Source organism: Streptomyces ficellus (genome assembly GCF_030406405.1).
GTDB classification, from domain to species: Bacteria; Actinomycetota; Actinomycetes; order Streptomycetales; family Streptomycetaceae; genus Streptomyces; species Streptomyces ficellus_B.
Genome location: NZ_JAUEPL010000013.1, coordinates 1 through 25,818 on the forward strand (window position 1 = coordinate 1; position 25,818 = coordinate 25,818).

Consider the following 25,818-nt stretch of genomic DNA (forward strand, 5'->3'; position numbering starts at 1 on the left):
GTCCCCCGCCGCGCCAGGGGCTCCGGGGGCGCCGGGGACGCCGGGGACGCCGGGGACACGGGGGACGCCGGGGGCGCCGGGGACGCGGGGGACGCCCGCCGCGCCAGGGGCGGCGGTCGCGTCTCCCGGCCGACGTGGGCCGTCCGGCGGGGTGGGCCAGGGGATCGACACCGGGCCGGTGCGGGCGGGTTCCGGCATGCGGGGCGGTTCCTTCTCCAGCACCGCGCGCAGCCGCTCCAACGCGGATTCGTCGGCGTGCCACACCCTGGCGAGGCGGGGCGCGGCGCCCTCGCTGCCGTCCCCCTCCAGCCAGAACGCGCACCAGTCGGCCAGGCGCGGCACCAGGAGCTGGCCGGCGAGCGCGGCGACCAGGTCCTCGTCCAGTTGCCCGGCGAGCAGGTCGGACGCCTCGGCGAGGAACGACAGCGCCCCGCGGCCGGCCCACTCGTCGTCGTCGCGCACCACACGTCGGGGCGCCGGGGCGAGGATCTCGGCGGCGCGCAGCCCGCGCTGGATCGCCGGCTCGCCGCCGGGCACGGGGCAGGCGGCCCAGCCGTCGAGGGGCAGCCGGGCCCAGACGGTCTTGAGGCCTGGGCGGTAGGTGATGCCCCAGCATTCGGCGAGGGCGGCCACCAGGCGGAGCCCGCGACCGTACTCGTCAAGATCGTCCTCCTCCTGATGGTGATGGTCGTGGCGGACGGTCCTCGTCGGATGGTGGTCGGAGACTTCGAGGACCAGGGCAGCGGACCGGCCCTCGGCGGGGTCTTCGAGCCGGAGGAGGAGCTCGACGGTGGTTCCGGCATGGACGACGGCGTTGGTGACGAGTTCGCCGACGACCAGTACGACGTCGTCGGCGACCTGGTCGTTGATCGTCGCCGCGGCGGGCAGCGCGAGGCCGGTCCAGTCGGCGAGCGCGGCCCGTACGAACCGCCGCGCGGCGCCGGGCGCGAGCGGATTGCCGGGCAGGCTGGTCCGCGCCACCGACTGCCCCGGCGGCGGGTGGTGGGGCGGCAGCAGCAGGTCGCTCGTGGTCGCGCGCTGTGTCGGAAAGGACCCCACGTGCGGCTCCTCGTCGGCTCCGGATGGGCTCCGGGTCGGCTCCGGTTCTGACACCGACAGGGTGACAGATGGAGCACGCTCATAAGCGCCGAGTCATCGAACTCGCCCATGGCAAACGGGGCCGCCCCATCAGCGCGGCCCCGTCCGTAACACCAGCGGCCGTATGAGGCCTGCCAGGCTCAGTCCTCCCTGGCCCCGGCGTACATCTCCTCGATCAGGTGCTTGTACTCGCGCTCCACCACCGGGCGCTTCAGCTTCAGGCTCGGCGTGAGCTCGCCGTGCTCGATGTCGAGGTCACGCGGAAGCAGCCGGAACTTCTTGATGGTCTGCCAGCGCTGGAGGCCCTCGTTGAGCCGGTCCACATAGCCCTGGATGAGCTGCTGCACCTGCGGCGTGGCCACCACCTCGGCGTACGACTTGCCGCCGAGGCCGTGCTCCTCGGCCCAGCCGAGGATGGCGGGCTCGTCCAGCGCGATCAGCGCCGTACAGAAGTTCCGGTCGGCGCCATGCACCAGGATGTTGGAGACGTACGGGCAGACCGCCTTGAACTGGCCCTCGACTTCGGCGGGCGCGATGTACTTGCCGCCGGACGTCTTGATCAGGTCCTTCTTGCGGTCGGTGATCCGGAGGTAGCCGTCCACGGACAGCTCACCGATGTCGCCGGTGTGGAGCCAGCCGTCCGGCTCCAGGACCTCGGCGGTCTTCTCGGGAAGCCCGTGGTAGCCCTCCATGATGCCGGGGCCGCGCAGCAGGATCTCGCCGTCGTCCGCGATCCGCACCTCGGTGCCGGGCAGGGGCTTGCCGACCGTGCCGGTGCGGTACGCCTCGCCGGGGTTGACGAAGGACGCGGCGCTGGACTCGGTCAGTCCGTAGCCCTCCAGGATGTGGATGCCGGCGCCGGAGAAGAAGTACCCGATCTCGGGCGCGAGCGCGGCGGACCCGGAGACGGCAGCGCGCAGTCGCCCGCCGAAGGCGTCGCGCAGCTTGGAGTAGACGAGCGCGTCGGCGATCTTGTGCTTGGCCTTGAGGCCGAAGGGGACGCTCGCGGTGCCGGTGCGGCGGAAGTTGTCCTGGCTGGCCCTGGCGTACTCGCGGGCGACTTCGGCGGCCCACTTGAAGATCTTGTACTTGGCGCCGCCGCCCGCCCGCGCCTTGGCCGCGACCCCGTTGTAGACCTTCTCGAAGATACGGGGGACGGCGGCCATGTAGGTCGGCTGGACGACCGGCAGGTTTTCGATGATCTTGTCGACGCGGCCGTCGACGGCGGTGACGTGACCGACCTCAATCTGGCCGGAGGTCAGCACCTTGCCGAAGACATGCGCCAGCGGCAGCCACAGGTACTGCACGTCGTCCTCGGTGACGAGCCCGGTCGCGGCGATGGCCTTGGCCATGTACGACCAGTTGTCGTGCGGCAGCCGTACGCCCTTGGGGCGGCCGGTGGTGCCGGAGGTGTAGATGAGGGTGGCGAGCTGGTCGGGGCGGATCGCCGCGACCCGCTCCCTGACGGCCTCGGGGTGCTTCTCCAGGTACTCGTGACCGCGCTTCTCCAGGTCGGCGAGGGACAGCACCCAGCCTTCGGGGTCGGCTTCGTCCGGTTCGACGCCGGTGGGGTCGATGACGACGACATGGGAGAGGTGCGGGAGGTCGGCCCCCTTCTCGCGGGCCTTGGCGAGCTGGGTGGCGTCCTCGGCGATCAGGACGCGGCTGTCGGAGTCGGCGAGGATGTACGCGGACTCCTCGGCGTTGGTCTGCGGGTACACGGTGGTGGTCGCGGCGCCCGCGCACATCACCCCGAGGTCGCACAGGATCCACTCCACGCGGGTGGCGGAGGCGAGAGCGACCCGCTCCTGAGGCTGTACGCCGAGGTGGATGAGCCCGGCGGCGATGGCGTAGACGCGCTCGGCCGCCTGCCCCCAGCTCAGGGACTTCCAGTCGTCGGGCCCCTGCCCGGAGGCGGGGGGCACCGGGTAGCGGTAGGCCTCGGCGTTCGGGGTTTTCGCCACGCGCTCCAGGAAGAGGGACGCCACGGAGGGCGGTCGGTTCTCGATCAGGGTCTGTGTGTCGCTCACGACGTCCTCCGGGCGGCTTGCGGCAGGGCTGCACGACGGGATGATTGTTTAACTGGCGAGTAACCCTCGGGCGGGATCAGGTTAGAGCGCCGTGGTCCGCCATGTAAGGGGCTGTGGCCCGGCGGTTCATACCCGCTTCATAACGACTGTGCAGCACCTGTGCGCTGCCCGGGCACGCAAAAGCGCCCGTCCGTGAACCGAACGGGCGCTTCGCGTGCCCTACCTGCCTGGCGGCTGGCTTCGCAGGGCTGTGTTCGCAGGGCTGTGCTTGTCGCCCTACTTCTTGCTCTTTGCTTGTTGCCCTACTTCTTGGTCTTGCCGCCCGCGGAGTCATCGCTGGACAGCACCGCGATGAAGGCCTCCTGCGGCACCTCGACGGAGCCGACCATCTTCATCCGCTTCTTGCCCTCCTTCTGCTTCTCCAGCAGCTTCCGCTTACGGGAGATGTCACCGCCGTAGCACTTGGCGAGGACGTCCTTGCGGATGGCGCGGATGGTCTCGCGGGCGATGACGCGGGAGCCGATGGCCGCCTGGATGGGCACCTCGAACGCCTGCCGCGGGATGAGTTCGCGCAGCTTGGCGACGAGCCGCACGCCGTACGCGTACGCCGCGTCCTTGTGGGTGATCGCGGAGAAGGCGTCGACCTTGTCGCCGTGCAGCAGGATGTCGACCTTGACGAGGCTGGAGGCCTGCTCGCCGGTGGGCTCGTAGTCGAGGGACGCGTAACCGCGGGTCTTGGACTTCAGCTGGTCGAAGAAGTCGAAGACGATCTCGGCGAGGGGGAGGGTGTAGCGGATCTCCACCCGGTCCTCGGAGAGGTAGTCCATGCCGAGCAGGGTGCCGCGCCGGGTCTGGCACAGTTCCATGATCGAGCCGATGAACTCGCTGGGGGCGAGGATCGTGGCCCGCACGACCGGCTCGTACACGTCCGAGATCTTGCCCTCGGGGAACTCGCTCGGGTTGGTGACGGTGTGCTCGCTGCCGTCCTCCATCACCACGCGGTAGACCACGTTCGGCGCGGTGGCGATGAGGTCGAGGCCGAACTCGCGCTCCAGGCGCTCGCGGATCACGTCGAGGTGCAGCAGGCCGAGGAAGCCGACGCGGAAGCCGAAGCCGAGCGCCGCGGAGGTCTCCGGCTCATAGACGAGCGCGGCGTCGTTGAGCTGGAGCTTGTCGAGGGCGTCGCGCAGCTCGGGGTAGTCGGAGCCGTCGAGCGGGTAGAGGCCGGAGAACACCATCGGCTTGGGGTCCTTGTAGCCGCCGAGGGCCTCGGTCGCGCCCTTGTGCAGGGTGGTGATGGTGTCACCGACCTTGGACTGCCGGACGTCCTTCACACCGGTGATCAGGTAGCCCACCTCGCCGACGCCCAGCCCGTCCGCAGGGAGCATCTCGGGGGAGTTCGTCCCGATCTCCAGCAGCTCGTGAGTGGCGCCGGTGGACATCATCTTGATGCGCTCGCGCTTGTTGAGCTGTCCGTCGATGACACGGACGTACGTCACGACACCTCGGTAGGAGTCGTAGACGGAGTCGAAGATCATCGCACGGGCGGGCGCGTCCTTGACGCCGACCGGCGCCGGCACGTCGCGGACCACGCGGTCGAGCAGGGCCTCGACGCCCAGACCGGTCTTGGCGGAGACCTTGAGCACGTCCTCGGGCTGGCAGCCGATGAGGTTCGCCAGTTCCTCGGCGAACTTCTCCGGCTGGGCGGCCGGAAGATCGATCTTGTTGAGGACGGGGACGATGGTGAGGTCGTTCTCCATCGCCAGGTAGAGGTTGGCGAGGGTCTGGGCCTCGATGCCCTGGGCGGCGTCGACGAGCAGCACGGTGCCCTCGCAGGCGGCCAGGGACCGGGACACCTCGTAGGTGAAGTCGACGTGACCAGGGGTGTCGATCATGTTCAGGATGTGGGTGGTGCCCTGGCCGGGCCCCTCGGTGGGGGCCCACGGCAGACGCACCGCCTGGGACTTGATCGTGATGCCGCGCTCGCGCTCGATGTCCATGCGGTCGAGGTACTGAGCGCGCATCTGCCGCTGCTCGACCACACCGGTCAGCTGGAGCATCCGGTCGGCAAGGGTGGACTTGCCGTGGTCGATGTGCGCGATGATGCAGAAATTGCGGATCAGCGCCGGGTCGGTACGGCTCGGCTCGGGCACGTGGATAGGGGTCGCGGGCACGCAGGGTCCTGATTCTCGAGACGCCGGGCGTCTCTGCTCGGGTCGACGTCGGATCGATACGTAGGTTCCATGGTCCCACGGACGGGGACGGGCACTCGGTTTGGGCCGCTCGGAGGGCGGCTGGTAGCCTGGGCAGCTGTGTCTCGTGGCCCTCTCAGTCGCGGGGCGCACATCGAAGAAATCCTTACGAACCTGAAAAGGCTCTTTCGTGGCGAACATCAAGTCCCAGATCAAGCGGAACAAGACGAACGAGAAGGCGCGCCTGCGTAACAAGGCCGTCAAGTCGTCGCTCAAGACCGCGATCCGCAAGGCCCGTGAGGCTGCCGCCGCGGGTGACGTCGAGAAGGCCACCCTGGCCGCTCGCGAGGCGTCCCGCAAGCTCGACAAGGCTGTCTCGAAGGGTGTCATCCACAAGAACGCCGCCGCCAACAAGAAGTCGGCGCTGGCCTCCAAGGTTGCCTCCCTCCAGGGCTGAGCCTTACTTGATTTGATCGCCGGAACGGACCCAGCGGGCCCTCTCATCCGCTCCTGACCGGCACCCCCGAGCTCGTACGCGGCCTGCGTTCGCCACGCGGGTACGAGCTCACCGTCTTCACCCGAAGGCCCCGTCGGTCGTCCTTCCCCAGGACGCCCCGCCGGGGCCTTCGGCATACGCACGCCCCCAGGCGCCCATGCCTGGGCCCCCGAGGCATGCCCAGGCATGGGCGCCTGCACGGGCGCCGGCTGCGGGCCGGCTGCGGGCCGGCTGCGGGCCGGCTGCTGCGCCCTGCGAAACCGGCAACGCCCCGCAGGGGTCAGCGGCGGGAGCGGGCCGCGCGGGCGATGGTGACGACGGCCTTCTCCAGCGCGTACTCCGGGTCGTCGCCACCGCCCTTGACCCCCGCGTCGGCCTCGGCGATCGCGCGCAGCGCCACGGCGACACCGTCCGGGGTCCAGCCGCGCATCTGCTGGCGTACGCGGTCGATCTTCCACGGCGGCATGCCCAGCTCGCGCGCGAGGTCGGCCGGACGCCCGCCCCGGGCCGACGACAGCTTGCCGATCGCCCGCACGCCCTGCGCCAGCGCGCTGGTGATCAGCACGGGCGCGACGCCGGTCGACAGCGACCAGCGCAACGCCTCCAGGGCCTCGGCCGCCCGGCCCTCCACCGCACGGTCGGCGACGTTGAAGCTGGAGGCCTCGGCGCGGCCCGTGTAGTACCGCCCGACGATCGCCTCGTCGATGGTGCCCTCGACGTCCGCGGTCAGCTGCGACACGGCGGACGCGAGCTCCCGCAGGTCGCTGCCGACCGCGTCGACGAGCGCCTGGCACGCCTCGGGCGTCGCCGACCGGCCCAGCGCGCGGAACTCACCGCGTACGAACGTCAGGCGCTCCGCCGGCTTGGTGGTCTTCGGGCAGGCCACCTCCCGCGCCCCCGCCTTACGTGCCGCGTCCAGCAGGCCCTTGCCCTTGGCGCCGCCCGCGTGGAGAAGGACGAGGGTGATGTCCTCGACGGGCGCCGCCAGGTACGCCTTGATGTCCTTGATCGTGTCGGCGGGCAGGTCCTGCGCGTTCCGCACGACGAGCACCTTGCGCTCGGCGAAGAGCGAGGGGCTCGTCAGCTCGGCGAGGGTGCCGGGCTGGAGCTGTTCGGGCGTCAGGTCGCGGACGTCCGTGTCGGCGTCGGCGGCGCGGGCGGCCGCGACCACCTGCTGCACCGCGCGGTCGAGCAGCAGGTCCTCCTGGCCCACGGCGAGGGTGACGGGCGCGAGGACGTCGTCGGTCTGGTTCTTTCTGGTGGCCATCGCGAACCAGCATCCCACGGCCCACTGACAACCCCCCTCGCCCGGAGGCCCCGGCCCTGGACATGACCTAGGGCTCCTCTCGCCAGCCGTCCCACTGGGCCGCGAAGTCGTCCAGCTCGGCGGCCGCGAGCCGCCCGTCCGGGTCCTCGACGACCACCAGCCACTGGGCGTCCTCGGCGTCGTCCTCCCCGGCCAGGGCGTCCCGTACCAACTGGGGCTCCTCGGTGACCCCGAACCGCTCCCCGAGCTCTTCGGCGGCCTCCTCGGCCGCGTCCCGGTCGGGCAGCACCAGCACATGTCTCACATCACTCACAGGGCCATTGTTCCTGGGCGCCGGCGCGGCCCCGCTGCCGGGCCATCCCACCGCGCAACACGCCGCATCACGCTGCACACGCCGCAACGCGCCGCATCACGCCGTCACGGGAGGTGTCTTGGCCACCGCCCGCAACTCCTGCCCCCTTCCCGTGACCGCGATCGCTCCGTGTCTGTCGGTGCTCAGCACCACCGCTCCCCCGGCCCGCAGCGCGGCCACCGTGCGCGGCGACGGGTGGCCGTAGGAGTTGTCACGGCCGGCCGAGACCAGCGCCAGCCGTGGCCGGGCCCTGCTCAGCAGGTACGGGTCCTGGTGGGCCGAGCCATGATGGGCGACCTTCAGGACGTCGACCGGCGGCAGGTCCGGGTGGGCCCGCAGCAGGCCCTGCTGGGCGGGTGGTTCCAGGTCGCCGAGGAGCAGCAGGGTCACACCGCTGCCGACGCGCACCAGGAGCGTCACGCTGGCGTCGTTCGGCCCCTCCAAACCGGGGCCGGGACCAGGACCGGGTGCGGGACCGGGTGCGGGACCGGGTACGGGACCGGGTACGGGACCGGGTGTGGCGGCCGGCCACAGCACCCGCCAGTCGAGTGGGCCGATCCGGCGGCGCTCACCCGCACCCGCATGGATCACCGGCACCCCGGCCGCGGCGGCCGTCCTCCGTACGAACGCCGCCTGGTCCGGCGGGTCCTGGAGGCTCGTGGTCTGGATCGCCCCGACCGCCCGGCCCCGCAGCACACCCGGGAGGCCCGCGACATGGTCGGCGTGGAAGTGGGTGAGCACCACGAGAGGTACCCGGCTGACGCCCAGCTCCCTCAGGCACCGGTCCACCGGCCCCGGCTCCGGCCCGGCGTCCACCACCACGGCCGTGCCGCCGCCCGCCGCGAGCACCGTCGCGTCGCCCTGGCCGACATCGCACATGGCGAACACCCAGCCCGGTGGCGGCCACCCGGTGACCAGCCTGGTCAGCGGTGGGGGCCGCACCACGGCGAGCAGCAACAGCACGGCGCAGCCGCCCGCCAGCCACGACCTGTGCCGCACCCGCCGGGCCGCCGCCACCGCCAGCCCCGTGACGGCGGCGAGCAGCAGCCCGCCGCGCCAGCCACCCGGCCACCCCGCCTCCGCCCCGGGCAGCGCGGCCCCCGCGCGGGCGACGGACGCGATCCAGCCGGCCGGCCACCCCGCACATTCGGCGAGCAGCGCGGCCACCGGCATCGCGACCGGTGCCATGGCGAGCGCGGCGAACCCCAGCACGGTCGCCGGGGCCACCGCGAGTTCGGCGAGCAGGTTGCACGGCACCGCCACCAGGCTGACGCGCGCCGCGAAAACCGCCACGACCGGCGCGCACACGGCCTGGGCCGCGGCCGTCGCGGCCAGCGCCTCCGCGATCCGCGGCGGCACCCGGCGCCTGCGCAACGCGGCGCTCCAGCGCGGGGCGACCGTGAGGAGTGCGCCGGTGGCCAGCACGGACAGCAGGAAGCCGTAACTGCGGGCCAGCCACGGGTCGTACAGCACCAGCAGCAGTACGGCGGCCGCCAGCGCGGGCAGCAACGATCTGCGGCGTCCGGTGCCGATGGCGAGCAGGGTGATCAGCCCGCAGGCGGCGGCGCGCAGCACGCTCGGGTCCGGTCGGCAGACCACCACAAAGGCGAGGGTGAGGGCACCCCCGAGCAGCGCGGTGACCCGGAGCGGAATCCCCAGCCGGGGCGCGAGCCCCCCGCGTTCGGCTCTCAGGGCGATGCCGGGTGGGCCGATGAGCAGCAACAACACAATCGTGAGGTTGCTCCCGGAGACGGCCAGAAGATGCGAGAGGTCCGTCGACCGGAACGCGTCGTGCAGGTCCGGCGGGATGCGGGAGGTGTCCCCGACAACCAGCCCGGGCAGCAGTGCGCGGGCGTCCGGCGGCAGTCCTTCGGTCGCGGTGCGCAGCCCGGCGCGGAGTTCCCCGGCCGTGCGTTGGAGCGCGGACGGCTGCCCGGTCACCCCCGGCGGCCCCGCACCGATCCGCAGGACGGCGGCGAAGGGTTCGCCTTCCCGGTGCGGCGGCGCCAGGCGCCCCGACAGGTTCAGCCGGGTGGACGGCAGCAACCGCTGCCAGGCGTCGCCGTGAGCGCCGGGTGACACCACCACCAGGACGGGCGTACGCACGCTGGTCACGGCCCCGTCCGACGAGGTGACCCGCGTGACGTCGGCGTCCAGGACCACGGAGGCGGGCGCCGCCCGGGGCCCGCGGACCCTCACCCGCGTCAGCCGGGGATCCGAGGTGACCGTCGCCTCGACGCTGACCCGCGCGTACTGCCCCGCAAGCCCCGGCAGCGGCCCTCTCCGCAGATCGGCACCGTGCAGCGCGGCGGACGCCGCACCGGCCGCGGCGCAGAGCAGCACAGCGGCGCACGCCGCGCGGTTGCCCCGCCACCGGGCGACGGCGGGCGCGGGCGTACGCCCAAGAGGCGTCAGCAGCACGGCGCCACCGGCGACGCAGAGCGCCACCCCCACCACCGCCCACACTCCCGGAGCGCTCAGCGCGAGCGCCGCCGCTCCCCAGGCCGCCAGGGCCGGCCCCACCAGCCGCAGGTCGGGCGGCCCGTCCTGCCGCGGGTCGGCGGCCCCGAGCCGGTGCCCTGACGCGGCGTGAACCGCTGGGCGGTTCATGGCCGTACGAGGGACTGGAGGTCCGCGAACCGGCGGTCGCCGATCCCGTTGACCTCGCGGAGCTCATCGACCGACCGGAAACCCCCGTGCCGGGTGCGGTAGTCGACGATGTGCTGGGCCAGCACGGGGCCGACTCCGGGGAGCGTGTCGAGTTGCTCGACGGTGGCGGTGTTGAGGCTGACCGGCCCCGAGGCCGCTGGACCGGTCGCCCCGGAGGCCCCGACCGCCGCCCCCGCCGGGGCCGATGGGGCGCCGACCACGACCTGTTCGCCGTCCATGAGCACGCGCGCCCGGTTCAGGCCCACGACGTCGGTGCCCGGCTTGACTCCGCCCGCCGCCCGCAGGGCGTCCGCGACCCGCGAACCGGCCGGCAGCCGCAGCACGCCCGGCTGCCGCACCTTCCCGCTCACATCGATGACGACGACCGGCGACGGCCCCGCGGACGGCCGGGGCGCGGCCGCTCCGGTCACCGCGGGTGCCGCCTCCCTGACCACATCGGGAGCCCGGACCGGTTCCGGCCGGCCCGCCCAGAAGTACCGCCCGGCGAGCACCGCGGCCACGACGAGGACGACCGCCAGCGCAGCCACCGTCCGGGCTTCCATCCCGCACCGGGCCTGGACCCACACCGGTAACCGCTCCCGCAGCCCGGACCGCCACCGCTCCCGCGACGGGGGCGCCTCTTCCGCCACTCCAGCGCCGTGGGCCGCCCCCGCGGACGAACCCGAAGGAACCGCCCCGGAGGCCACCGGCGGCCCCTGCGCCAGAGCCACGCCACCCACCGGCAACGGACCCTCGGCCAGAGCCACGCCGGCCGCCGGCACCGAGCCGTTCCCCGGCGGCGGGTGCGTCGCGCCCGCGCCCGTACTCCCTGTACTGCCCGCGCCCGTGCCCGTACCGGCCGCGCCCGTACCGCCCGTACCGCCCGTGCCCGTACCTTCGAAGAGCGCGTCCGCGCGACGGCGGGAGGTGACCGGCGCGCGGTCTGCCGCGTGTCTGCCGCGCACGCGGTGCCCGACACGGCTGCGGCCACGGTCGTGGCCACGCCCCCGCGCCCGCCCGTCCGAGCCGGGTGCCCGGCCGGGACCGCTCGTGGCGCGTCCTGCGGAAGATGCTGACGTCACGGAATGTGTTCGCAGTGCCATGCCACAGCACGGTAGGCACATTCGCCGAAGCCCGCCGAGCACCCTCAGATTCCGTGGACAACCAGCCAGTTGTGGAAAACCCGGTCACCCGTGCGCGTGAGGTGCACGGTCACCGCGCTGAGACCACGACGCCCAGCAGCCCCGGCCCGGTGTGCGCGCCGATCACCGCGCCCACCTCGCTGACGTGCAGGTCGGCAAGGCCCGGGACCCGTTCGCGCAGCCGGTCGGCGAGGGCGGTGGCCCGCTCCGGGGCCGCGAGGTGGTGCACTGCGATGTCCACCGGGCTCGCGCCCGCCCGGTCGGCGACGATCTCCTCCAGCCGGGCGATGGCCTTCGACGCCGTGCGCACCTTCTCCCGGAGCTCGATCCGCCCGCCCTCCAGTTCCAGCAGCGGTTTCACGGCGAGCGCGGAGCCCAGCAGCGCCTGCGCCGCGCCGATGCGGCCTCCCCGGCGCAGATACTCCAGCGTGTCGACGTAGAAGTACGCGGAAGTCCCGGCGGCCCGCTTCTCCGCCGCGGCGACCACCTCGTCCAGCGTGCCGGCCGCCTCTGCCGCCTCGGCGGCCGCCAGCGCGCAGAAGCCCAGCGCCATGGCGACCATCCCGGTGTCGACGACCCGTACCGGCACCGCCGCCTCCTTGGCGGCCAGCAGCGCGGCGTCATACGTCCCGGAGAACTCGGCGGACAGATGCAGCGACACGATGCCGGTGGCGCCCTTCTCGGCCGCCGCCCGGTAGGCCGCGGCGAACACCTCGGGGCTGGGCCTGGAGGTGGTCACGGACTGCCGTTTCTGGAGCGCGAGGGCGAGCGAGCGAGCCGAGATCTCGGTGCCCTCCTCAAGGGCCCGGTCGCCGAGAACGACCGTCAGCGGCACCGCGGTGATACCGTGCCGCTCCATCGTCTGCGGCGGCAGGTAGGCCGTTGAATCGGTGACGATCGCGACATGGCGGGACATGACCGGGAGGGTACCCCGGAGGGGGCTCCGTACGGCAGCCCGCCCCCGTCTCTTGATCGGATCGGGTCAGTTCGTGGTTTCGGGACGGGCCGACTTCTGCCAGGAGTAGAACGTCTGCTGCCGTGGGTCGCGTCCGGTGATCTCCCTGGGCGACCCGTCCCCGTCGACGTGGCCACCGCCACCGGCGGCCGATGACGACACCTGCCCCGGTGCCGCTCCCGAACCCGCGGCCGTCTGCGCTTCCGACTCCGCCTCCGCCCAGGAGAGGTCGTCCTGCTCGCGCGCGGACCAGTGCCGCAACGCCCCGGCCTCCACGTCGATCTGCGCGCTCAGCGTCGCCAGGTCGTCGTCCGCGAACTTCCGGGCCCGGTCGCGGGCCGCCCACCGCAACGCGTCCGCCGAGTGGGTGATCCGCTCCGTGCGCTCACGCAGCTCGCCGAGCTGCGCGGCGACCCTGGCGCGGTCCGGGTCCCGCTCCATCCGCTTGAGGTCCGCGTCGAGTTCGTGCCCGTGCGCGCTGAGCCGCCGGAACAGCTCCAGGGACTCCTTGAGCGAGGCGTCCTCCGCCACGCCCGCCTCCAGCGCGTCCTGGGTGGCCCGCATCGAGGTGCGCAGCGACAGCCGCAGCTGCGCCAGTTCGGCCGTCACCCCGCCCGGCCCGTAGCTCTTCGCCCGCAAGGTGGTGTCCTCGACGGTGCGTCGTGCCTGTGTGATCGTGCGGTCGACCCCGCGCTTCGCGGCCTTGACCGCCTTGACGCTCACGTACACCCCCAGCGCGACGAAGGCGACGAAGAGCAGCGCCAGAATCAGGAAGGCGTCTTCCATGAAGTCCCCTCGATGTCGCTCGGTGCGGTGCCGGACGCGCTCGTCCGTCGTTCCTCAACGGTAAACGGAACGGGCAGGCCGAGGGTTCCATCGGAACCCCCAACCTGCCCGTAGGGGTAATCACCCAGGTGCCACCCCGGGGTCCCCCTCGGTGTCATCACCCACGTGCCACCCCGGGTGTGTCACCGCCCACGTGTCGCTCCCTGTGCGACGCCGGGCGTCACGCCGGGACGATGTTCACCAGCTTCGGCGCCCGCACGATCACCTTGCGGATGCCGGCGCCGCCCAGGGCCGCGACGACGCCCGCGTCGGCCAGGGCCAGCGCCTCCAGCTCCGCGTCGGTGATGGACGGCGAGACCTCCAGCCGCGCCTTGACCTTGCCCTTGACCTGGACGACGCAGGTGACGGTCTCGTCCACGACGTACGCCGGGTCGGCGACCGGGAAGGGCTGGTGGACCACGGAGTCGGTGTGGCCCAGCTTGTGCCACAGCTCCTCGGCGATGTGCGGGGCCAGCGGCGCGACCAGCAGCACCAGCCGCTCGGCCACCGACCGCGACACCGGGCCGCCCGTCTTGGTCAGGTGGTTGTTCAGCTCGGTGACCTTGGCGATCGCCGTGTTGAACCGCATCGCGGCCATGTCCTGGGACACACCGTCGATGGCCTTGTGCAGGGCACGCAGCGTGTCCTCGTCGGGCTCGCTGTCGACGACGGTGACCTCACCGGTCGACTCGTCGACGACGTTGCGCCACAGACGCTGCAGCAGCCGGTACTGGCCCACCACCGCGCGCGTGTCCCACGGCCGCGACACGTCCAGGGGGCCCATGGCCATCTCGTACAGGCGCAGCGTGTCCGCCCCGTACTCGGCGCAGATCTCGTCCGGGGTCACCGCGTTCTTCAGGGACTTGCCCATCTTGCCCAGGACGCGGCTGACCTTCTCGCCCTGGTACCAGAACGCGCCGTCACGCTCCTCGACCTCGGCGGCCGGTACGGCGATACCGCGCGCGTCCCGGTAGACGAAGGCCTGGATCATGCCCTGGTTGTACAGCTTGTGGAAGGGCTCGGCCGAGGAGACGTGGCCCAGGTCGTACAGCACCTTGGACCAGAACCGGGCGTACAGCAGGTGCAGTACGGCGTGCTCGGCGCCGCCCACGTACAGGTCGACGCCGCCGTGGGGCTGCCCCTCGCGCGGGCCCATCCAGTAGCGCTCGATCTCGGGGTCGACCAGCCGCTCGTCGTTGTGCGGGTCCAGGTAGCGCAGCTCGTACCAGCAGGAACCGGCCCAGTTGGGCATGGTGTTGGTCTCGCGCCGGTACTTCTTGGGGCCGTCGCCCAGGTCCAGCGTGACGTTGACCCAGTCCTCGTTGCGCGACAGCGGCGTCTCGGGCTGGGTGTCGGCGTCGTCGGGGTCGAAGGTGCGCGGCGAGTAGTCGTCGACCTCGGGCAGCTCCAGCGGCAGCATCGACTCGGGCAGCGCGTGGGCGATGCCGTCCTCGTCGTAGACGATCGGGAAGGGCTCGCCCCAGTACCGCTGGCGGCTGAACAGCCAGTCGCGCAGCCGGAAGTTGACGGTGCCCTCGCCGATGCCCTGCTCGGTCAGCCACTCGGTGATCTTGGCCTTGGCCTCGACGACGCCCAGGCCGTCCAGCGAGAGGGCCTCGCTCGACGAGTTGACGATCTTCGCGTCGTACGAGTCGAAGGCGTCGTCCCACGTCGAGGGGTCGGTGCCGCGGTCGTCCGACGGCTCGACGACGCAGCGCATGGGCAGCTCGAAGGCGCGCGCGAAGGCGAAGTCGCGGGTGTCGTGCGCCGGCACGGCCATGATCGCGCCGGTGCCGTAGCCCATCAGGACGTAGTCGGCGACGAAGACCGGGACGCGGTCCCCGCTGACCGGGTTGATGGCGTACGCGCCGGTGAAGACGCCGGTCTTCTCCTTGGCGTCGGCCTGCCGCTCGACGTCGGACTTGGCGGCGGCCTGCTTGCGGTAGGCGTCGACGGCCTCGGCCGGGGTGGCGTACCCGCCCGTCCAGACGTCGTGCGTGCCCTCGGGCCAGGCGTCGGGCACGATCTTGCCGACCAGATCGTGCTCGGGCGCCAGGACCATGTAGGTGGCGCCGAACAGGGTGTCCTGGCGGGTGGTGAAGACGGTGATCGCCTCGTCGCCGACGGGGAAGTCGACGCGAGCGCCCTCGGAGCGGCCGATCCAGTTGCGCTGCTGCAGCTTGATGGCCTCGGGCCAGTCCAGTGCGTCCAGGTCGTCCAGCAGCCGGTCCGCGTAGGCGGTGATGCGCATGTTCCACTGGCGCAGCTTCGCCTTGAAGACGGGGTAGTTGCCGCGCTCGGAGCGGCCCTCGGCGGTGACCTCCTCGTTGGCCAGTACGGTGCCCAGCCCGGGGCACCAGTTGACCGGCGCGTCCGAGGCGTACGCCAGGCGGTACTGGCCCAGCACGTCGGCGCGCTCGGTGGCGGTCAGCTCGCTCCACGCGCGCGTGGAGCCGGGTACGGAGCGCTCACCGCTTTCGAACTGGGCGACCAGGTCGGCGATCGGGCGGGCCTTCTTCGCCTCCTCGTCGTACCAGGAGTTGAAGATCTGCAGGAAGATCCACTGGGTCCACTTGTAGTAGTCCGGGTCCATCGTGGCGAAGGAGCGGCGCTTGTCGTGGCCCAGGCCCAGCCGGCGCAGCTGGACCTTCATGTTCTCGATGTTCGCCTCGGTCGACACGCGCGGGTGCGTGCCGGTCTGCACGGCGTACTGCTCGGCGGGCAGGCCGAAGGCGTCGAAGCCCAGCGTGTGCAGGACGTTGTGGCCGGTCATGCGCTGGTGGCGGGCGAAGACGTCGGTGGCGATGTAGCCCAGGGGGTGGCCGACGTGCAGGCCCGCGCCCGAGGGGTAGGGGAACATGTCCATGATGAACTTCTTGGGGCGGGCGACGACGGCCGGGTCACCGGCCAGGTCACCGCTCGGGTTGGGCGTCTCGTACGTCCCCTCGGCGTCCCAGAAGTCCTGCCAGCGTGCCTCGATGTCGGCGGCCATGGCAGCCGTGTAACGATGCGGGGCTGCTGCCTCGGCAGCAGAATTCGTCTCGCTCATGATCCTTGAAGCTCCATCGATCGTCTCTGCCACGAAATGAAAAATCCCCTCGCACAGGAGGGGACGCCGCGCCGATTCCGACCGGATGTTTCATCCGTCGGGACTGATCAGCGCGGCTCGCTAAGCAGAAGGCGTACGGCACGCATGGCGTCAGGGTACCGCAGCGCCCACAAGAGCCGCAGCGGCGTCCGGCGGGAGCCGTCCCGTGGGAGAGGTCCGGCGGGAGCCGTCCGGTGGATCGTGCGCTACGCCCAGTAACGGGTTACTGGGCGTATCGGCCCTATACAGGGCAACCCCAGAGTCAGTTGCCGGCGGTTCCGAGCATTAAACGCTCAAAGCTCGTACCGGTTGGTATGCGTCGACTTAGCATGCGGCCACGGGACCTCTTTTCCGCACCACTGGAGTCGCCCCCCATGAACCCTCATCGCAAGATCCGCTCATCGCCCGCACTGCAGGCCGGTATGAGCAGGCCGGTACAGGGCGGGCTTTCCGCGGCTGCGCTGGTACTCATACCCGTGCTCGCGATCGGCGGGAGCGACAGCTTCCGGGCCGCCCTGGACTTCACCACCGGCGTCCTGTCCCTCGTGTCGCTCACGGCCTCCGTGGCATGGGGCCTGATCGCCACGGACCGGCTGCTGCTCTCCACCCGCCACCGTCTGCTGGCCCAGGGCATCCACCGGGCCACCGCCGTGGCGTCCCTGGGCTTCCTCCTCCTGCACGCCACGGTCAAGGTCTCCCTCGGGCACGTGGAGCTGATCGGGGCGCTCATCCCCTTCGGGCTCGGAGTCACCGGTACGTCCGGCCTGATCGGCTTCGGGTCCCTCGCCGGCCTCCTGATGGTGGTCGCCGCGTCCACCGGCGCGGCCCGCAGCGCCCTCGCGGGCCGTGGCAGCGTCGCGGCCCGCTGGCGGCCCCTGCACATGCTGGCCTACCCGGCCTGGTGCTCCGCGCTCATCCACGGCCTGTACGCGGGCCGCCCGGCGGCCACATGGGTGGTCGTCATGTACTGCCTCGCGCTCACCGGCGTCGCCGCCGCCGTCTCCGTACGGCTGCTTCCCCTCCCCGTCCAGCGGCGCCTCGCGGACCGCCTCCTGGCGCTGCTCGGGCCGGGTACGGAGAAGGCGGGCCGCCGCGGCCGGAACCGGCGCGATCCGTCGGTGACCCCGCTGCCCGGCGCGTCGGACGTCAGCGCGTCGCTCGCGTACGAAACGGCCTCCGTCCCGTTCGCGCAGGACCTGCGGCGGGAGCCGGGCCCGCGCCCGGAGGCCCGGGACCGCCCGATCAGCCGGCCGCGCGAGCAGCCCCGGACCCTGACGCCGCCTTCCCCGCCGCTGTACGAACCGGACTTCACCGCCGCGCCCCGGTACGAACCGGACTTCACCCCGCCCTCCTCCGTCCCGCCGGCCTTCCGCTCCTCTTCTTCCTCCCCCTTCCCCTCCCCCGCCGCCCCGGCCTTCCGTTCCGCCTCCTCGGCCACAGGGGCGGGGATATCGGCCGCCTACCGGGCCGTGTCCCTGGGCAACGCGACCGTGGGCGCCTCCGCCTCCCCCACCCAGGAGATCCCGTTCGCCGAACGCGTCCCCATGACGGAGGAGCTGTCCGTCGTCCCCGACGAGCCCGCGACCCGTCCCGGGTACTGGCCGACCCCGTCCCCTCCGCCGCCCGCCCAGTCCCCCGCTCCGCCCTCGTACAGCCCCTCAGAGCCCGCACAGGGCCCCTTCCAGCAGCCGCCGGCCGGCGAGCCCTGGACCGCACCCGCAGGAGACCGCCCGTGAACGCCCCGCTCCCCGACGTCCCCGAAGTCCGCGTCGTCGGCCTGCCCCAGCTCACCCAGGGCTTCGACCTCGTCGAGCGGCTGGACCTGCCGATGCACCTGAAGGTGCACGGCCCGCTCGAACCCATGGGGGGCGAGCGGCTGGCCCAGCTCGCCGACGACATAGCGCTGCGGGGGCGCGGCGGCGCCGGTTTCCCGTTCGGCAGGAAGCTGCGCGCGGTCGCCAAGGCGACCATACGGCGCGGGGTACGGCCGGTCGTCGTGGTCAACGGCAGCGAGGGAGAGCCCGCGTGCCGCAAGGACACGGTCCTGCTCAACCGCGCCCCGCACCTCATCCTGGACGGCGCCCTGCTGGCCGCCGAGGCGCTCGGCGCCCGCACCCTGATCGTCGCGGTGACCCGTAACTCCACGGAGATCTCCATCCGCGCCGCGCTCGCCGAGCGGGGCCTGTCCGACCGGCGCGGACAGCGGCTACGCGCGCGTGTCGTCCGCACTCCCGAACGCATGGTCTCCGGAGAGGCGTCCGCCGTGATCCGCGCCGCGGGCGGCGGCCCGGCCCTGCCGCCGGGCCGCCGCGAGCGCGCCGCCGAGTCCGGTGTCGGCGGCGCCCCGACGCTGCTGTCCAACGCGGAGACGTTCGCGCAGCTGGGCATCGCCGCCCGGATCGGCGCACAGCGGTACGGCAACGCCGGCCTGGACACCGAACCGGGCACGGTCATGCTGACGATCTCCGGGGCGGTCGCACGGCCCATGGTGGTGGAGGTCCCGACCGGGGTGCCGCTGCGGTACGTCCTGCAGCTGGCCGGCGCCCCGCCGCTGCCCCAGGGCGTGCTGACCGGTGGCTACCACGGCAACTGGATCGACTCGGTGGCCGTGCACAACGCCGTCGTCTCACGCGAGTCCCTCGCGGCCGTGGGCGGCTCCCTGGGGGCGGGCGCGATCCTGCCGATCGGCCCGGAGACCTGCCCGCTGGGCGAGGCGCAGCGGGTGGCGAACTGGCTGGCTGCCGAGACGGCCGGGCAGTGCGGGCCGTGCCGGCTGGGCCTGCCGGCCGCGGCGGGGGGTCTGTCGGACGTCCTGAACGGTGGCGGCCCGGCCGCCCTGGAGGCGCTGCGCGAGGTCACCCAGGCCGTGAAGGGCCGGGGCGTGTGCAAGCACCCGGACGGGTCGGCGCGGTTCTTCAGCTCGACGCTGTCGGCGTTCACCGACGATCTCGCCGCGCACGTCCTGCACGGCGGCTGCGGCCGTCCGACGACCGGGGTGCTGCCGCTGCCCGCGCCGGGCTACCAGGACGCCGAGGAGTCGATCCCGAGCGGCGACAAGCTGGCCGTGGACTGGACGCTGTGCAAGGGCCACGGTTTGTGCGCGGACATCGTGCCGGAGCTGATCCGGATGGGCCGCGACGGCTACCCGGTGCTCGCCGACGCGTCGGTACCGGTCCACCTGCGCGACCGCGCGCAGCTGGCGATACGCCGCTGCCCCGAGCTGGCGCTGCGCCTGGAACGTGCCCCTCAGCAGAGCCCCGACCGTCCCGCGCTGCCGGGCGCCAACCGCAAGGCCCTCGGCAGCGGCCGGGGTTGACCGGAACAAGGACCGGAACACAAGGACCGGAACACAAGGAGGCGGGCCATCCGATCCGGATGGCCCGCCTTCCACGTTCTGTGGAGCTAAGGAGAATTGAACTCCTGACCTCCTGCATGCCATGCAGGCGCTCTACCAACTGAGCTATAGCCCCTTGCGGTGTGTCGCGCTGCCGGAGTGTCCTCCCGGCTGCCGGGTTCCCCTGGCAGGCTTCCCTGGCGGGTTTCCCTCGCGGCGACACAGAGAACATTACACGCTCCCCCTGGTGGTTCACCAAATCGTTTACGGTCGGTAGGGCTCTGGCCGGTAGCGTCGCCCTTCGTGACCGTGACCATGAACCTCCGGGCGCGCCTGCACGGCGTGCCCATAGCCGCCGCGGCGGCGACCTGCCTGCTGTCCTTCGTGGCGTTCTGGGCGGCGCAGCGGGCCGCCAACGTCACCATGCTGGACCTCTCCGTCTACCGCGCGGAGGGGGAGACCGTACTGGCCGGGGGCGATCTCTATGCGATGCGCGCCACGTCGGCGAACCTGCCGACGACGTATCCGCCGTTCGCCGCACTGCTGTTCACGCCGCTGACACTGGTGGGCGTCCCGGAGATGCGGACCCTGGCCACGGCCGGGAACCTGCTCCTTGTGCTGGCTCTGGTGCACCTCTCGCTGCGCCTGGTCGGCCGTGACCGGCCCGGGGCGGCCCTGTGGGTGGCCGCGGTCCTGGTCTGGTGCGAGCCGGTGTGGACGACACTGCGGTACGGCCAGATCAACCTGCTGATCGCGGTGGCGGTGCTGTGGGATCTGACACGGCGGGAGGACAACCGGTGGGCCGGGGTGGGGATCGGGCTGGCGACGGCGGTGAAGCTGACGCCGGGGCTGTTCGTCGTGCTGCTGCTGATCGTGGGGGTGGCACGCGCGCGTGCGTACGGATGGAACGCGTGGCTGCGGCAGGCGGTCACAGCCACCGGGGTGTTCCTCACCGTGACCGTGGCGTCCGCCGTCGTCCTGCCGTACGACTCGCGCCGCTTCTGGACCGAGATGATCTTCGAGACCAGCCGGGTCGGGCGCAAGGAGGAGACCGCGAACCAGTCGCTGAACGGGGTGCTGGCCCGGCTGCTGCACACCACCGATCCGGGTGTCTGGTGGGTGCTCGCGGCCGCCGTGGTGGCAGTGGCGGGGATGACGGTCGCGGTGCTGGCGGCGCTGCGCGACGACCTGCCGGTGGCCGTGGTGGCGTGCGCGACGACGGCGCTGCTGGTGAGCCCCATCTCCTGGTCGCACCACTGGGTGTGGTGCGTACCGATGCTGATTCTGCTGGCGACCCGGGTGGGGCCGGTCTGGACCGCCGGTACGGCTCTGGTCTTCGGCTCGTTCGCCTTGTGGTGGGTGCCTCACGCCCCGGCCCCGGTCCGTCTCGAACTCGACCAGAACGGCTGGCAGATGCTGCTGTCGGGGCTCTACACCCTGGTCGGGCTCGGCCTGTTGGCGGGCGCCGGGGTCAAGCTGTGGCGAACGAGTAGAACCGCTTGAGGGTGCAGTGCTCGTCGAGCAGGCGCCCGTAGATGGGCTCCCCTTCGAGTTCCCGGTAGGTCTCGATGGGGTCGCCTTTTATGATCAGCGCTCGCGCGCACTCCTCGCACCAGTACTGGTACTCGGGGTTGACCGGATCCATGTCGCGGACGATGGGCGTGCCGCTGCCGCACCAGTCGCATTTCCGCCTGTGTGCGCCCATCACTCAGCTCCAGCTGTGGCCGCAGGCCGTGCACACATAGGACACTCCGCCATTGTCACCGAGCACTTGGGCGATGTGGGACGAGCCGCAGGAGGGGCAGTTGAGTCCGGCGCGCGCCCGTTGCGCGGCGAACGGATCAGGAGCCTTCTCGAAATCGCTGGCGGCCATCGCGCACTCCCTCCCGTCCGGACCGTCGTCCCCCTCCGGCCGTCCGATTCTGCCATGGCCTCGCGACAGGGTCAGCGAGCCCGGCGTACCAGCCCCGGCGCATTGGGACGGCTGAGGAAGAGTGTGCCAAAAGTCCCGAGCCGATCAGCCGGCCGAGCCGGGGCCGATCAGCCGGCCGAGCCGGGGGACGGTCGCCGGCGGTCGCTCGCGGCGGCTGCGTGAGGGCAGCTGTACGTACAACGCAAGATCCCGCCCCCTGACGGGGACGGGATCCGGTGATTGTGGAGCTAAGGAGAATTGAACTCCTGACCTCCTGCATGCCATGCAGGCGCTCTACCAACTGAGCTATAGCCCCTCGTGTTCTTGGCGCTCCGCGCTGCGAACAAGAAGAACTTTAGCCTGTGACCAGCCGGAAAGTGAAATCCGGGTCAGTCGTCGTCGCCGAGGACCGGTTCCGGGAGCGTTCCGGCGTTGTGTTCCAGCAGCCGCCAGCCGCGCGCGCCCTCCCCGAGCACCGACCAGCAGCAGTTGGAGAGGCCGCCCAGGCCCTCCCAGTGGTGCGCCTCCAGACCGAGCAGCCGGCCGATGGTGGTGCGGATCGTGCCGCCGTGGCTGACCACGACGAGCGTGCCGCCGTCGGGCAGCTTGTCGGCGTGGCCGAGCACCACCGGGGCGGCCCGGTCGGCCACCTCGGTCTCGAGCTCGCCACCACCGCGCCGCACCGGCTCGCCGCGCTTCCACGCGGCGTACTGCTCGCCGAACCGCCCCACGATCTCCTCGTGGGTCAGCCCCTGCCAGGCACCCGCGTACGTCTCGCGGAGCGCGGAGTCGTGGTTGACCTGGTGGCCGGTGATCGCGGCAAGCTCCGCGGCCGTGGCCGACGCGCGCTTCAGGTCGGACGCGATGATCGCGTCCGGCTTCAGCGCGGCGAGCAGCCGGGCGGCCCGGCGCGCCTGGGCGACACCGGTGTCGGTGAGTTCGATGTCCGTGGAGCCCTGGAAACGGCGCTCCAGGTTCCACGACGTCTGGCCATGCCGCCAGAGGACGATACGGCGGCCCCTGCCGCCCTTGGTGCCGTTCAGCTCAGCTCACCGTCCGAGCCGTCGACGCCGTCCGAGCCGTCGGCGCCGTGAAGCCTGGCGTGCTCCTCGGCCTTGCCACGGGTCTTCATGGCGTCCTCGGGGAGGGGCAGCTCGGGGCAGTCCTTCCACAGCCGCTCAAGGGCGTAGAAGACCCGCTCCTCGCTGTGCTGGACGTGGACGACGATGTCGACGTAGTCCAGCAGGATCCAGCGGGCGTCGCGGTCGCCCTCACGGCGCACCGGCTTGGCGCCGAGGTCCTTGTTCAGCCGCTCCTCGATCTCGTCGACGATCGACTTGACCTGGCGGTCGTTGGGCGCGGAGGCGAGCAGGAATGCGTCGGTGATCGACAGCACGTCGCTGACGTCGTAGGCGATGATGTCGTGCGCGAGCCGGTCGGCAGCCGCCTGGGCGGCGGTGGTCACGAGCTCGATGGAGCGGTCAGTGGCGGTCACATGCAGGCTTTCGTCGGCGGTCCAGAACACTCCCAGGGTCTCATGTACCGCCGACAGCCCGGCAAACCATTAGTCGACCTTGTAATCCTCGCCCAGAATGACCGTGACGTCTGCATTTGCCGCGGCCGCGCCCTGCTCCACGGCTCCATCGGGCAGCCCCAGGGTCTTGGCGACCTCCTCGGCCTTCGCCTTCTGTGCCACGTCACCGTAGATGACCTGCGACGACGACGCGGTGTCCGCCGTACCACCGTCGACGACGGCGTAACCGCCGTTGACCAGGACGATGCGCGCGGCCTCGGTGGCGTCCTCCTGGCCGGAGGCGTTCTTGATGCCGACGCGTACGGCCGCGCCCTGCTCGGGTGCGGTGACCGAGCCGCCGAGGATGTCCTTGACCACACTGCCGGTGGCCTGCTCACTGAGCGTGCCGTCCTGCTGTACGGGCAGCAGCACCGTCTTGTAGGCCCCGACCTTGGCGTGCTCGGCGAGCTTGGCGAGGGAGGCGCCCAGGTCCTTCTCCGGCAGCGACGGGTCGAGGATCTGGGCCAGGGTCTGCACCGTGACGGTCGCCGCCTGAGGGTCGTCCGACATCTTCCGCAGCACGCCGTACATGACCTGCCCGAACCGCTCCAGCTGCTCGGTCTCCGCCTCGCCGGAGCCGCGGTGGGTGGCGTACGCGACCGCCATGCGCCCGTCCAGGGTCTGGTTGTCGCCCTTGAGCACGAGGGGCGGCTCGCCCTTCTTGGCGCCGGGCACCTCGGTGTCGGTGGTGATGTCGATGCCGCCGACCAGCTCGACCAGGTTCTCCAGGTACGGGGTGTCGAGCCGCCACGTACCGGTGATCCTGGTGCCGAGCAGGGTGCCGATGGCTTCGCGGGTGCCGGTGGAGCCGTCGTCGTCCACGGACTTGGCGAGCGTGGTGGTGGTGCCGTCGTCGTTGCTGACGGAGAGGGCGTTGGGCAGCAGGACGGTGGTGCCCTGCTTGGTGGTGGCGTTGTTGACCAGGAGCGCTGTGGACGTCTCCTTGTTGTTGGTGTTGTGCAGGTGCAGGACGATCACGTCCCGCTTCTGCGGGCCGCTCGCCGTGCCGCCCTGCGCGGTCCTCGTCTCGGAGAGGCCGGGCAGCTTGCCCGCGGCCCACAGGTAACCCACGCCGCCGATGAGGGCGACGGCGAGGACCACGACGAGCGCGACGACCCGGTTGCGGCCGCGCCGCTTGGCCTCCTCACGGCGCTCGGAGCGGCTCTCGGTGAACTTGAGCCAGTCGATGACGTCTTCGGAGTCCTCATCCGGGTCCTCGACGAAGGAGAACTGCTCGGTGCGGTACTCGCGCTCCGGCCCTTGCTCCTGCCCCTGCCCCGGCTCCGGCGAGGGCGTGGGCGCGGGGCGGCGCTGCCCGGGCACGGCGACGGCCGGAACGGGCTCGGGCTCCGGCTCACGTACGGGCGCGGGCGCGGCCTGGGGGGCGGCCGTCCACTGCTGGGCGGTTTCGTACCCGGCGGAGTGACCCTCGTACCCGTACCCCTGACCCTGCTGGGTGTACGGGTCGTACTGCTGCCCCTGGGCGTACTGGTCGTAGCCGTAGCCGGACTGCTGCTGTGCGTACGGATCGTACTGAGGGGACTGCTGGGGCTGTGGGGACTGATGGGTGTCGTGGTGCTGCTGCGGCTGGTGCGGCTGGTGCGGCTGGTGCGGCTGCTGCTGGTACACCGGCTGCCCGTACGCGTCGTAGCCGACGATCTGCGGCTGCGGCGGGTAGTACGGGTCGTACGGGTTCTGCTGGTCGTTCACCGGTGCCCCTCTCCGTGGCTCATTCGCCCCGGTACAACTGGCGCTTGTCGATGTAGCGCACCACACCGTCCGGCACCAGATACCAGACGGGATCGCCCTGCGCGACCCGCGCCCGGCAGTCCGACGACGAGATGGCCAGCGCCGGCACCTCGACCAGGGAGACCCCGCCCTTGGGCAGTCCGTCGTCCGACAGGTCGTGACCGGGGCGGGTCACCCCGATGAAGTGGGCGAGCGAGAAGAGCTCCTCGGCGTTGCGCCAGCCCGGCATGATCTGGGAGAGCGCGTCCGCTCCGGTGATGAAGAAGAGATCCGTGTCCTCGTTGAGGGCACGCAGTTCCCGCAAGGTGTCGATGGTGTACGTCGGTCCGCCGCGGTCGATGTCGATGCGGCTGACCGAGAACTGCGGGTTGGACGCCGTGGCGATGACCGTCATCAAGTAACGGTCTTCGGCCGGGGAGACGTTCTTGTGGGTCTTCTGCCACGGCTGCCCGGTCGGTACGAACACCACCTCGTCGAGGCGGAACAGGGCGGCCACCTCGCTGGCGGCCACCAGGTGTCCGTGGTGGATCGGGTCGAATGTCCCGCCCATCACGCCGAGTCGGCGCTTGCCGGAACTGGTAGGCACTTGGTCTCCCATGCGTGCAGAGCCTACTGGCAGGGCGCCGCGGGCGGTCCCGACGGTCGCCGGCTCAGCGGTCGCGGTTGAAGCGCGTGGTGATCCACAGCAGGAGGAGCAGCACGACGAGGGCGCCGCCACCGGTGATGTACGGGTTGAGGCTGGCGTGGTTGCCGCCGTGCTCGGTGCCCTGGGCGAGCGTGACGAGGCTGGCGGCGGTGCTGGGGAGGCTCATCTTCGGCAGGACCTATCCATCGGGTGTCGGAGCGGAGACTTCGCGGACATCGTATGCGGGCCGTCCGGGCACGCTCACGCCGACTCAGTCGTTGTCGTCGGTGCCGCGGTATCCGCGCAGGAGGAACCAGGCGAGCGCTGCCGCTCCGACGATCGAGACGACCAGCACGATCCGGAGCGTGGCGCCGGGTCCCTGCTGCTCGGAGGCGGCGGCGAGCAGCGTGGCGGTGTCTGGCACGGCGGTGTCCTCCTCGTCGTACTCCTGGTTATCCACAGCCCCCGTCACACCGTAGCCCCAGCACCTACGCTGGGGTCCGTCAGGGGGACGAGGCAGGTCTCGTTCGA

General features: G+C 71.8%; 22 protein-coding genes and 2 tRNA genes. 4 read left to right on the forward strand and 20 right to left on the reverse strand.

What is annotated here, in order from left to right:
- From QWM81_RS11475 to lepA, 3 genes are all read right to left on the reverse strand, one after another.
- The coding region (locus tag QWM81_RS11475; protein ID WP_290111815.1) for an ATP-binding protein at nucleotides 1-1,020 on the reverse strand (1,020 nt) is incomplete at its 3' end.
- Between the two features lie 218 nt (nucleotides 1,021-1,238).
- Entirely contained in the window at nucleotides 1,239-3,128 is a 1,890-nt protein-coding gene (locus tag QWM81_RS11480) for an AMP-dependent synthetase/ligase (protein ID WP_290111737.1), read from the reverse strand.
- Nucleotides 3,129-3,430: 302 nt separating this feature from the next.
- The gene (gene lepA / locus QWM81_RS11485; protein ID WP_290111738.1) at nucleotides 3,431-5,302 is read right to left on the reverse strand and encodes a translation elongation factor 4; all 1,872 of its coding nucleotides are present in this window, start codon (nucleotides 5,300-5,302) and stop codon (nucleotides 3,431-3,433) included.
- A gap of 208 nt (nucleotides 5,303-5,510) precedes the next feature.
- On the opposite strand from lepA, the gene rpsT reads away from it, so the two are divergent.
- On the forward strand, nucleotides 5,511-5,777 hold the full coding sequence (rpsT, locus tag QWM81_RS11490; RefSeq protein ID WP_290111739.1) for a 30S ribosomal protein S20: 267 nt from the start codon (nucleotides 5,511-5,513) through the stop codon (nucleotides 5,775-5,777).
- A gap of 319 nt (nucleotides 5,778-6,096) precedes the next feature.
- Here rpsT and holA read toward each other — a convergent pair whose 3' ends face one another.
- The 7 genes from holA to leuS all read right to left on the reverse strand — a co-directional run bounded on the left by holA (nucleotide 6,097) and on the right by leuS (nucleotide 16,055).
- Nucleotides 6,097-7,083, reverse strand: coding sequence for a DNA polymerase III subunit delta (holA, locus tag QWM81_RS11495; protein ID WP_290111740.1), 987 nt, complete (start codon nucleotides 7,081-7,083; stop codon nucleotides 6,097-6,099).
- A gap of 67 nt (nucleotides 7,084-7,150) precedes the next feature.
- Entirely contained in the window at nucleotides 7,151-7,396 is a 246-nt protein-coding gene (locus QWM81_RS11500; protein WP_290111741.1) for a hypothetical protein, read from the reverse strand.
- Between the two features lie 96 nt (nucleotides 7,397-7,492).
- The gene (locus QWM81_RS11505) at nucleotides 7,493-10,045 is read right to left on the reverse strand and encodes a ComEC/Rec2 family competence protein (protein WP_290111742.1); all 2,553 of its coding nucleotides are present in this window, start codon (nucleotides 10,043-10,045) and stop codon (nucleotides 7,493-7,495) included.
- On the reverse strand, nucleotides 10,042-10,632 hold the full coding sequence (locus tag QWM81_RS29265) for a ComEA family DNA-binding protein (RefSeq protein ID WP_435372355.1): 591 nt from the start codon (nucleotides 10,630-10,632) through the stop codon (nucleotides 10,042-10,044). The genes QWM81_RS11505 and QWM81_RS29265 overlap by 4 nt, the downstream gene beginning before the upstream one ends.
- 664 nt (nucleotides 10,633-11,296) lie before the next feature.
- Complete coding sequence (locus QWM81_RS11515) at nucleotides 11,297-12,142, reverse strand: DegV family protein (protein ID WP_290111744.1); 846 nt, start codon at nucleotides 12,140-12,142, stop codon at nucleotides 11,297-11,299.
- Between the two features lie 66 nt (nucleotides 12,143-12,208).
- Complete coding sequence (locus tag QWM81_RS11520; RefSeq protein WP_290111745.1) at nucleotides 12,209-12,967, reverse strand: hypothetical protein; 759 nt, start codon at nucleotides 12,965-12,967, stop codon at nucleotides 12,209-12,211.
- A 220-nt stretch (nucleotides 12,968-13,187) separates the two neighbouring features.
- Nucleotides 13,188-16,055, reverse strand: a complete 2,868-nt coding sequence (gene leuS / locus QWM81_RS11525; protein WP_290111746.1) for a leucine--tRNA ligase — start codon at nucleotides 16,053-16,055, stop codon at nucleotides 13,188-13,190.
- Between the two features lie 461 nt (nucleotides 16,056-16,516).
- Between leuS and QWM81_RS11530 the strand changes: the two genes are divergently transcribed.
- Both QWM81_RS11530 and QWM81_RS11535 read left to right on the forward strand, forming a co-directional pair.
- Entirely contained in the window at nucleotides 16,517-17,830 is a 1,314-nt protein-coding gene (locus QWM81_RS11530) for a ferric reductase-like transmembrane domain-containing protein (RefSeq protein WP_435372357.1), read from the forward strand.
- On the forward strand, nucleotides 17,827-19,410 hold the full coding sequence (locus QWM81_RS11535) for an NADH-quinone oxidoreductase subunit NuoF family protein (protein WP_290111748.1): 1,584 nt from the start codon (nucleotides 17,827-17,829) through the stop codon (nucleotides 19,408-19,410). The genes QWM81_RS11530 and QWM81_RS11535 overlap by 4 nt, the downstream gene beginning before the upstream one ends.
- An 81-nt stretch (nucleotides 19,411-19,491) precedes the next feature.
- Here QWM81_RS11535 and QWM81_RS11540 read toward each other — a convergent pair.
- Nucleotides 19,492-19,564: transfer RNA gene (locus QWM81_RS11540), tRNA-Ala, on the reverse strand.
- Nucleotides 19,565-19,731: 167 nt separating this feature from the next.
- On the opposite strand from QWM81_RS11540, the gene QWM81_RS11545 reads away from it, so the two are divergent.
- Complete coding sequence (locus QWM81_RS11545) at nucleotides 19,732-20,931, forward strand: glycosyltransferase 87 family protein (protein ID WP_290111749.1); 1,200 nt, start codon at nucleotides 19,732-19,734, stop codon at nucleotides 20,929-20,931.
- Here QWM81_RS11545 and QWM81_RS11550 read toward each other — a convergent pair.
- From QWM81_RS11550 to QWM81_RS11590, 9 genes are all read right to left on the reverse strand, one after another.
- Entirely contained in the window at nucleotides 20,900-21,133 is a 234-nt protein-coding gene (locus QWM81_RS11550; RefSeq protein ID WP_026277450.1) for a hypothetical protein, read from the reverse strand. The genes QWM81_RS11545 and QWM81_RS11550 overlap by 32 nt on opposite strands.
- Nucleotides 21,134-21,136: 3 nt before the next feature.
- Nucleotides 21,137-21,301 (reverse strand): hypothetical protein, encoded by a 165-nt coding sequence (locus QWM81_RS11555; protein WP_290111750.1) that lies wholly within the window; start codon nucleotides 21,299-21,301, stop codon nucleotides 21,137-21,139.
- Nucleotides 21,302-21,583: 282 nt separating this feature from the next.
- Nucleotides 21,584-21,656: transfer RNA gene (locus QWM81_RS11560), tRNA-Ala, on the reverse strand.
- 73 nt (nucleotides 21,657-21,729) lie between these two features.
- On the reverse strand, nucleotides 21,730-22,383 hold the full coding sequence (locus QWM81_RS11565; RefSeq protein WP_290111816.1) for a histidine phosphatase family protein: 654 nt from the start codon (nucleotides 22,381-22,383) through the stop codon (nucleotides 21,730-21,732).
- Nucleotides 22,380-22,835, reverse strand: coding sequence for a ribosome silencing factor (gene rsfS / locus QWM81_RS11570; RefSeq protein ID WP_290111751.1), 456 nt, complete (start codon nucleotides 22,833-22,835; stop codon nucleotides 22,380-22,382). The genes QWM81_RS11565 and rsfS overlap by 4 nt, the downstream gene beginning before the upstream one ends.
- A gap of 69 nt (nucleotides 22,836-22,904) precedes the next feature.
- Entirely contained in the window at nucleotides 22,905-24,623 is a 1,719-nt protein-coding gene (locus QWM81_RS11575; protein ID WP_290111752.1) for a LytR C-terminal domain-containing protein, read from the reverse strand.
- Nucleotides 24,624-24,642: 19 nt separating this feature from the next.
- Nucleotides 24,643-25,260: a nicotinate-nucleotide adenylyltransferase gene (gene nadD, locus QWM81_RS11580; protein ID WP_290111753.1), complete on the reverse strand. Its 618-nt coding sequence runs from the start codon at nucleotides 25,258-25,260 to the stop codon at nucleotides 24,643-24,645.
- Nucleotides 25,261-25,312: 52 nt separating this feature from the next.
- Nucleotides 25,313-25,474: a hypothetical protein gene (locus tag QWM81_RS11585; RefSeq protein ID WP_290111754.1), complete on the reverse strand. Its 162-nt coding sequence runs from the start codon at nucleotides 25,472-25,474 to the stop codon at nucleotides 25,313-25,315.
- An 84-nt stretch (nucleotides 25,475-25,558) separates the two neighbouring features.
- Nucleotides 25,559-25,747, reverse strand: a complete 189-nt coding sequence (locus QWM81_RS11590) for a hypothetical protein (protein WP_290111819.1) — start codon at nucleotides 25,745-25,747, stop codon at nucleotides 25,559-25,561.
- Nucleotides 25,748-25,818: the final 71 nt, after the last annotated feature.

Bases quoted from the DNA above. Each gene is read 5' to 3' on its own strand.
- QWM81_RS11530 (WP_435372357.1), top strand. From the start codon at position 16,517: ATGAGCAGGCCGGTACAGGGCGGGCTTTCCGCGGCTGCGCTGGTACTC.
- QWM81_RS11505 (WP_290111742.1), bottom strand. From the start codon at position 10,045: ATGAACCGCCCAGCGGTTCACGCCGCGTCAGGGCACCGGCTCGGGGCC.
- leuS (WP_290111746.1), bottom strand. From the start codon at position 16,055: ATGAGCGAGACGAATTCTGCTGCCGAGGCAGCAGCCCCGCATCGTTAC.
- QWM81_RS11550 (WP_026277450.1), bottom strand. From the start codon at position 21,133: ATGGGCGCACACAGGCGGAAATGCGACTGGTGCGGCAGCGGCACGCCC.
- QWM81_RS11555 (WP_290111750.1), bottom strand. From the start codon at position 21,301: ATGGCCGCCAGCGATTTCGAGAAGGCTCCTGATCCGTTCGCCGCGCAA.
- QWM81_RS11515 (WP_290111744.1), bottom strand. From the start codon at position 12,142: ATGTCCCGCCATGTCGCGATCGTCACCGATTCAACGGCCTACCTGCCG.
- holA (WP_290111740.1), bottom strand. From the start codon at position 7,083: ATGGCCACCAGAAAGAACCAGACCGACGACGTCCTCGCGCCCGTCACC.
- QWM81_RS11585 (WP_290111754.1), bottom strand. From the start codon at position 25,474: ATGAGCCTCCCCAGCACCGCCGCCAGCCTCGTCACGCTCGCCCAGGGC.
- nadD (WP_290111753.1), bottom strand. From the start codon at position 25,260: ATGGGAGACCAAGTGCCTACCAGTTCCGGCAAGCGCCGACTCGGCGTG.
- QWM81_RS11520 (WP_290111745.1), bottom strand. From the start codon at position 12,967: ATGGAAGACGCCTTCCTGATTCTGGCGCTGCTCTTCGTCGCCTTCGTC.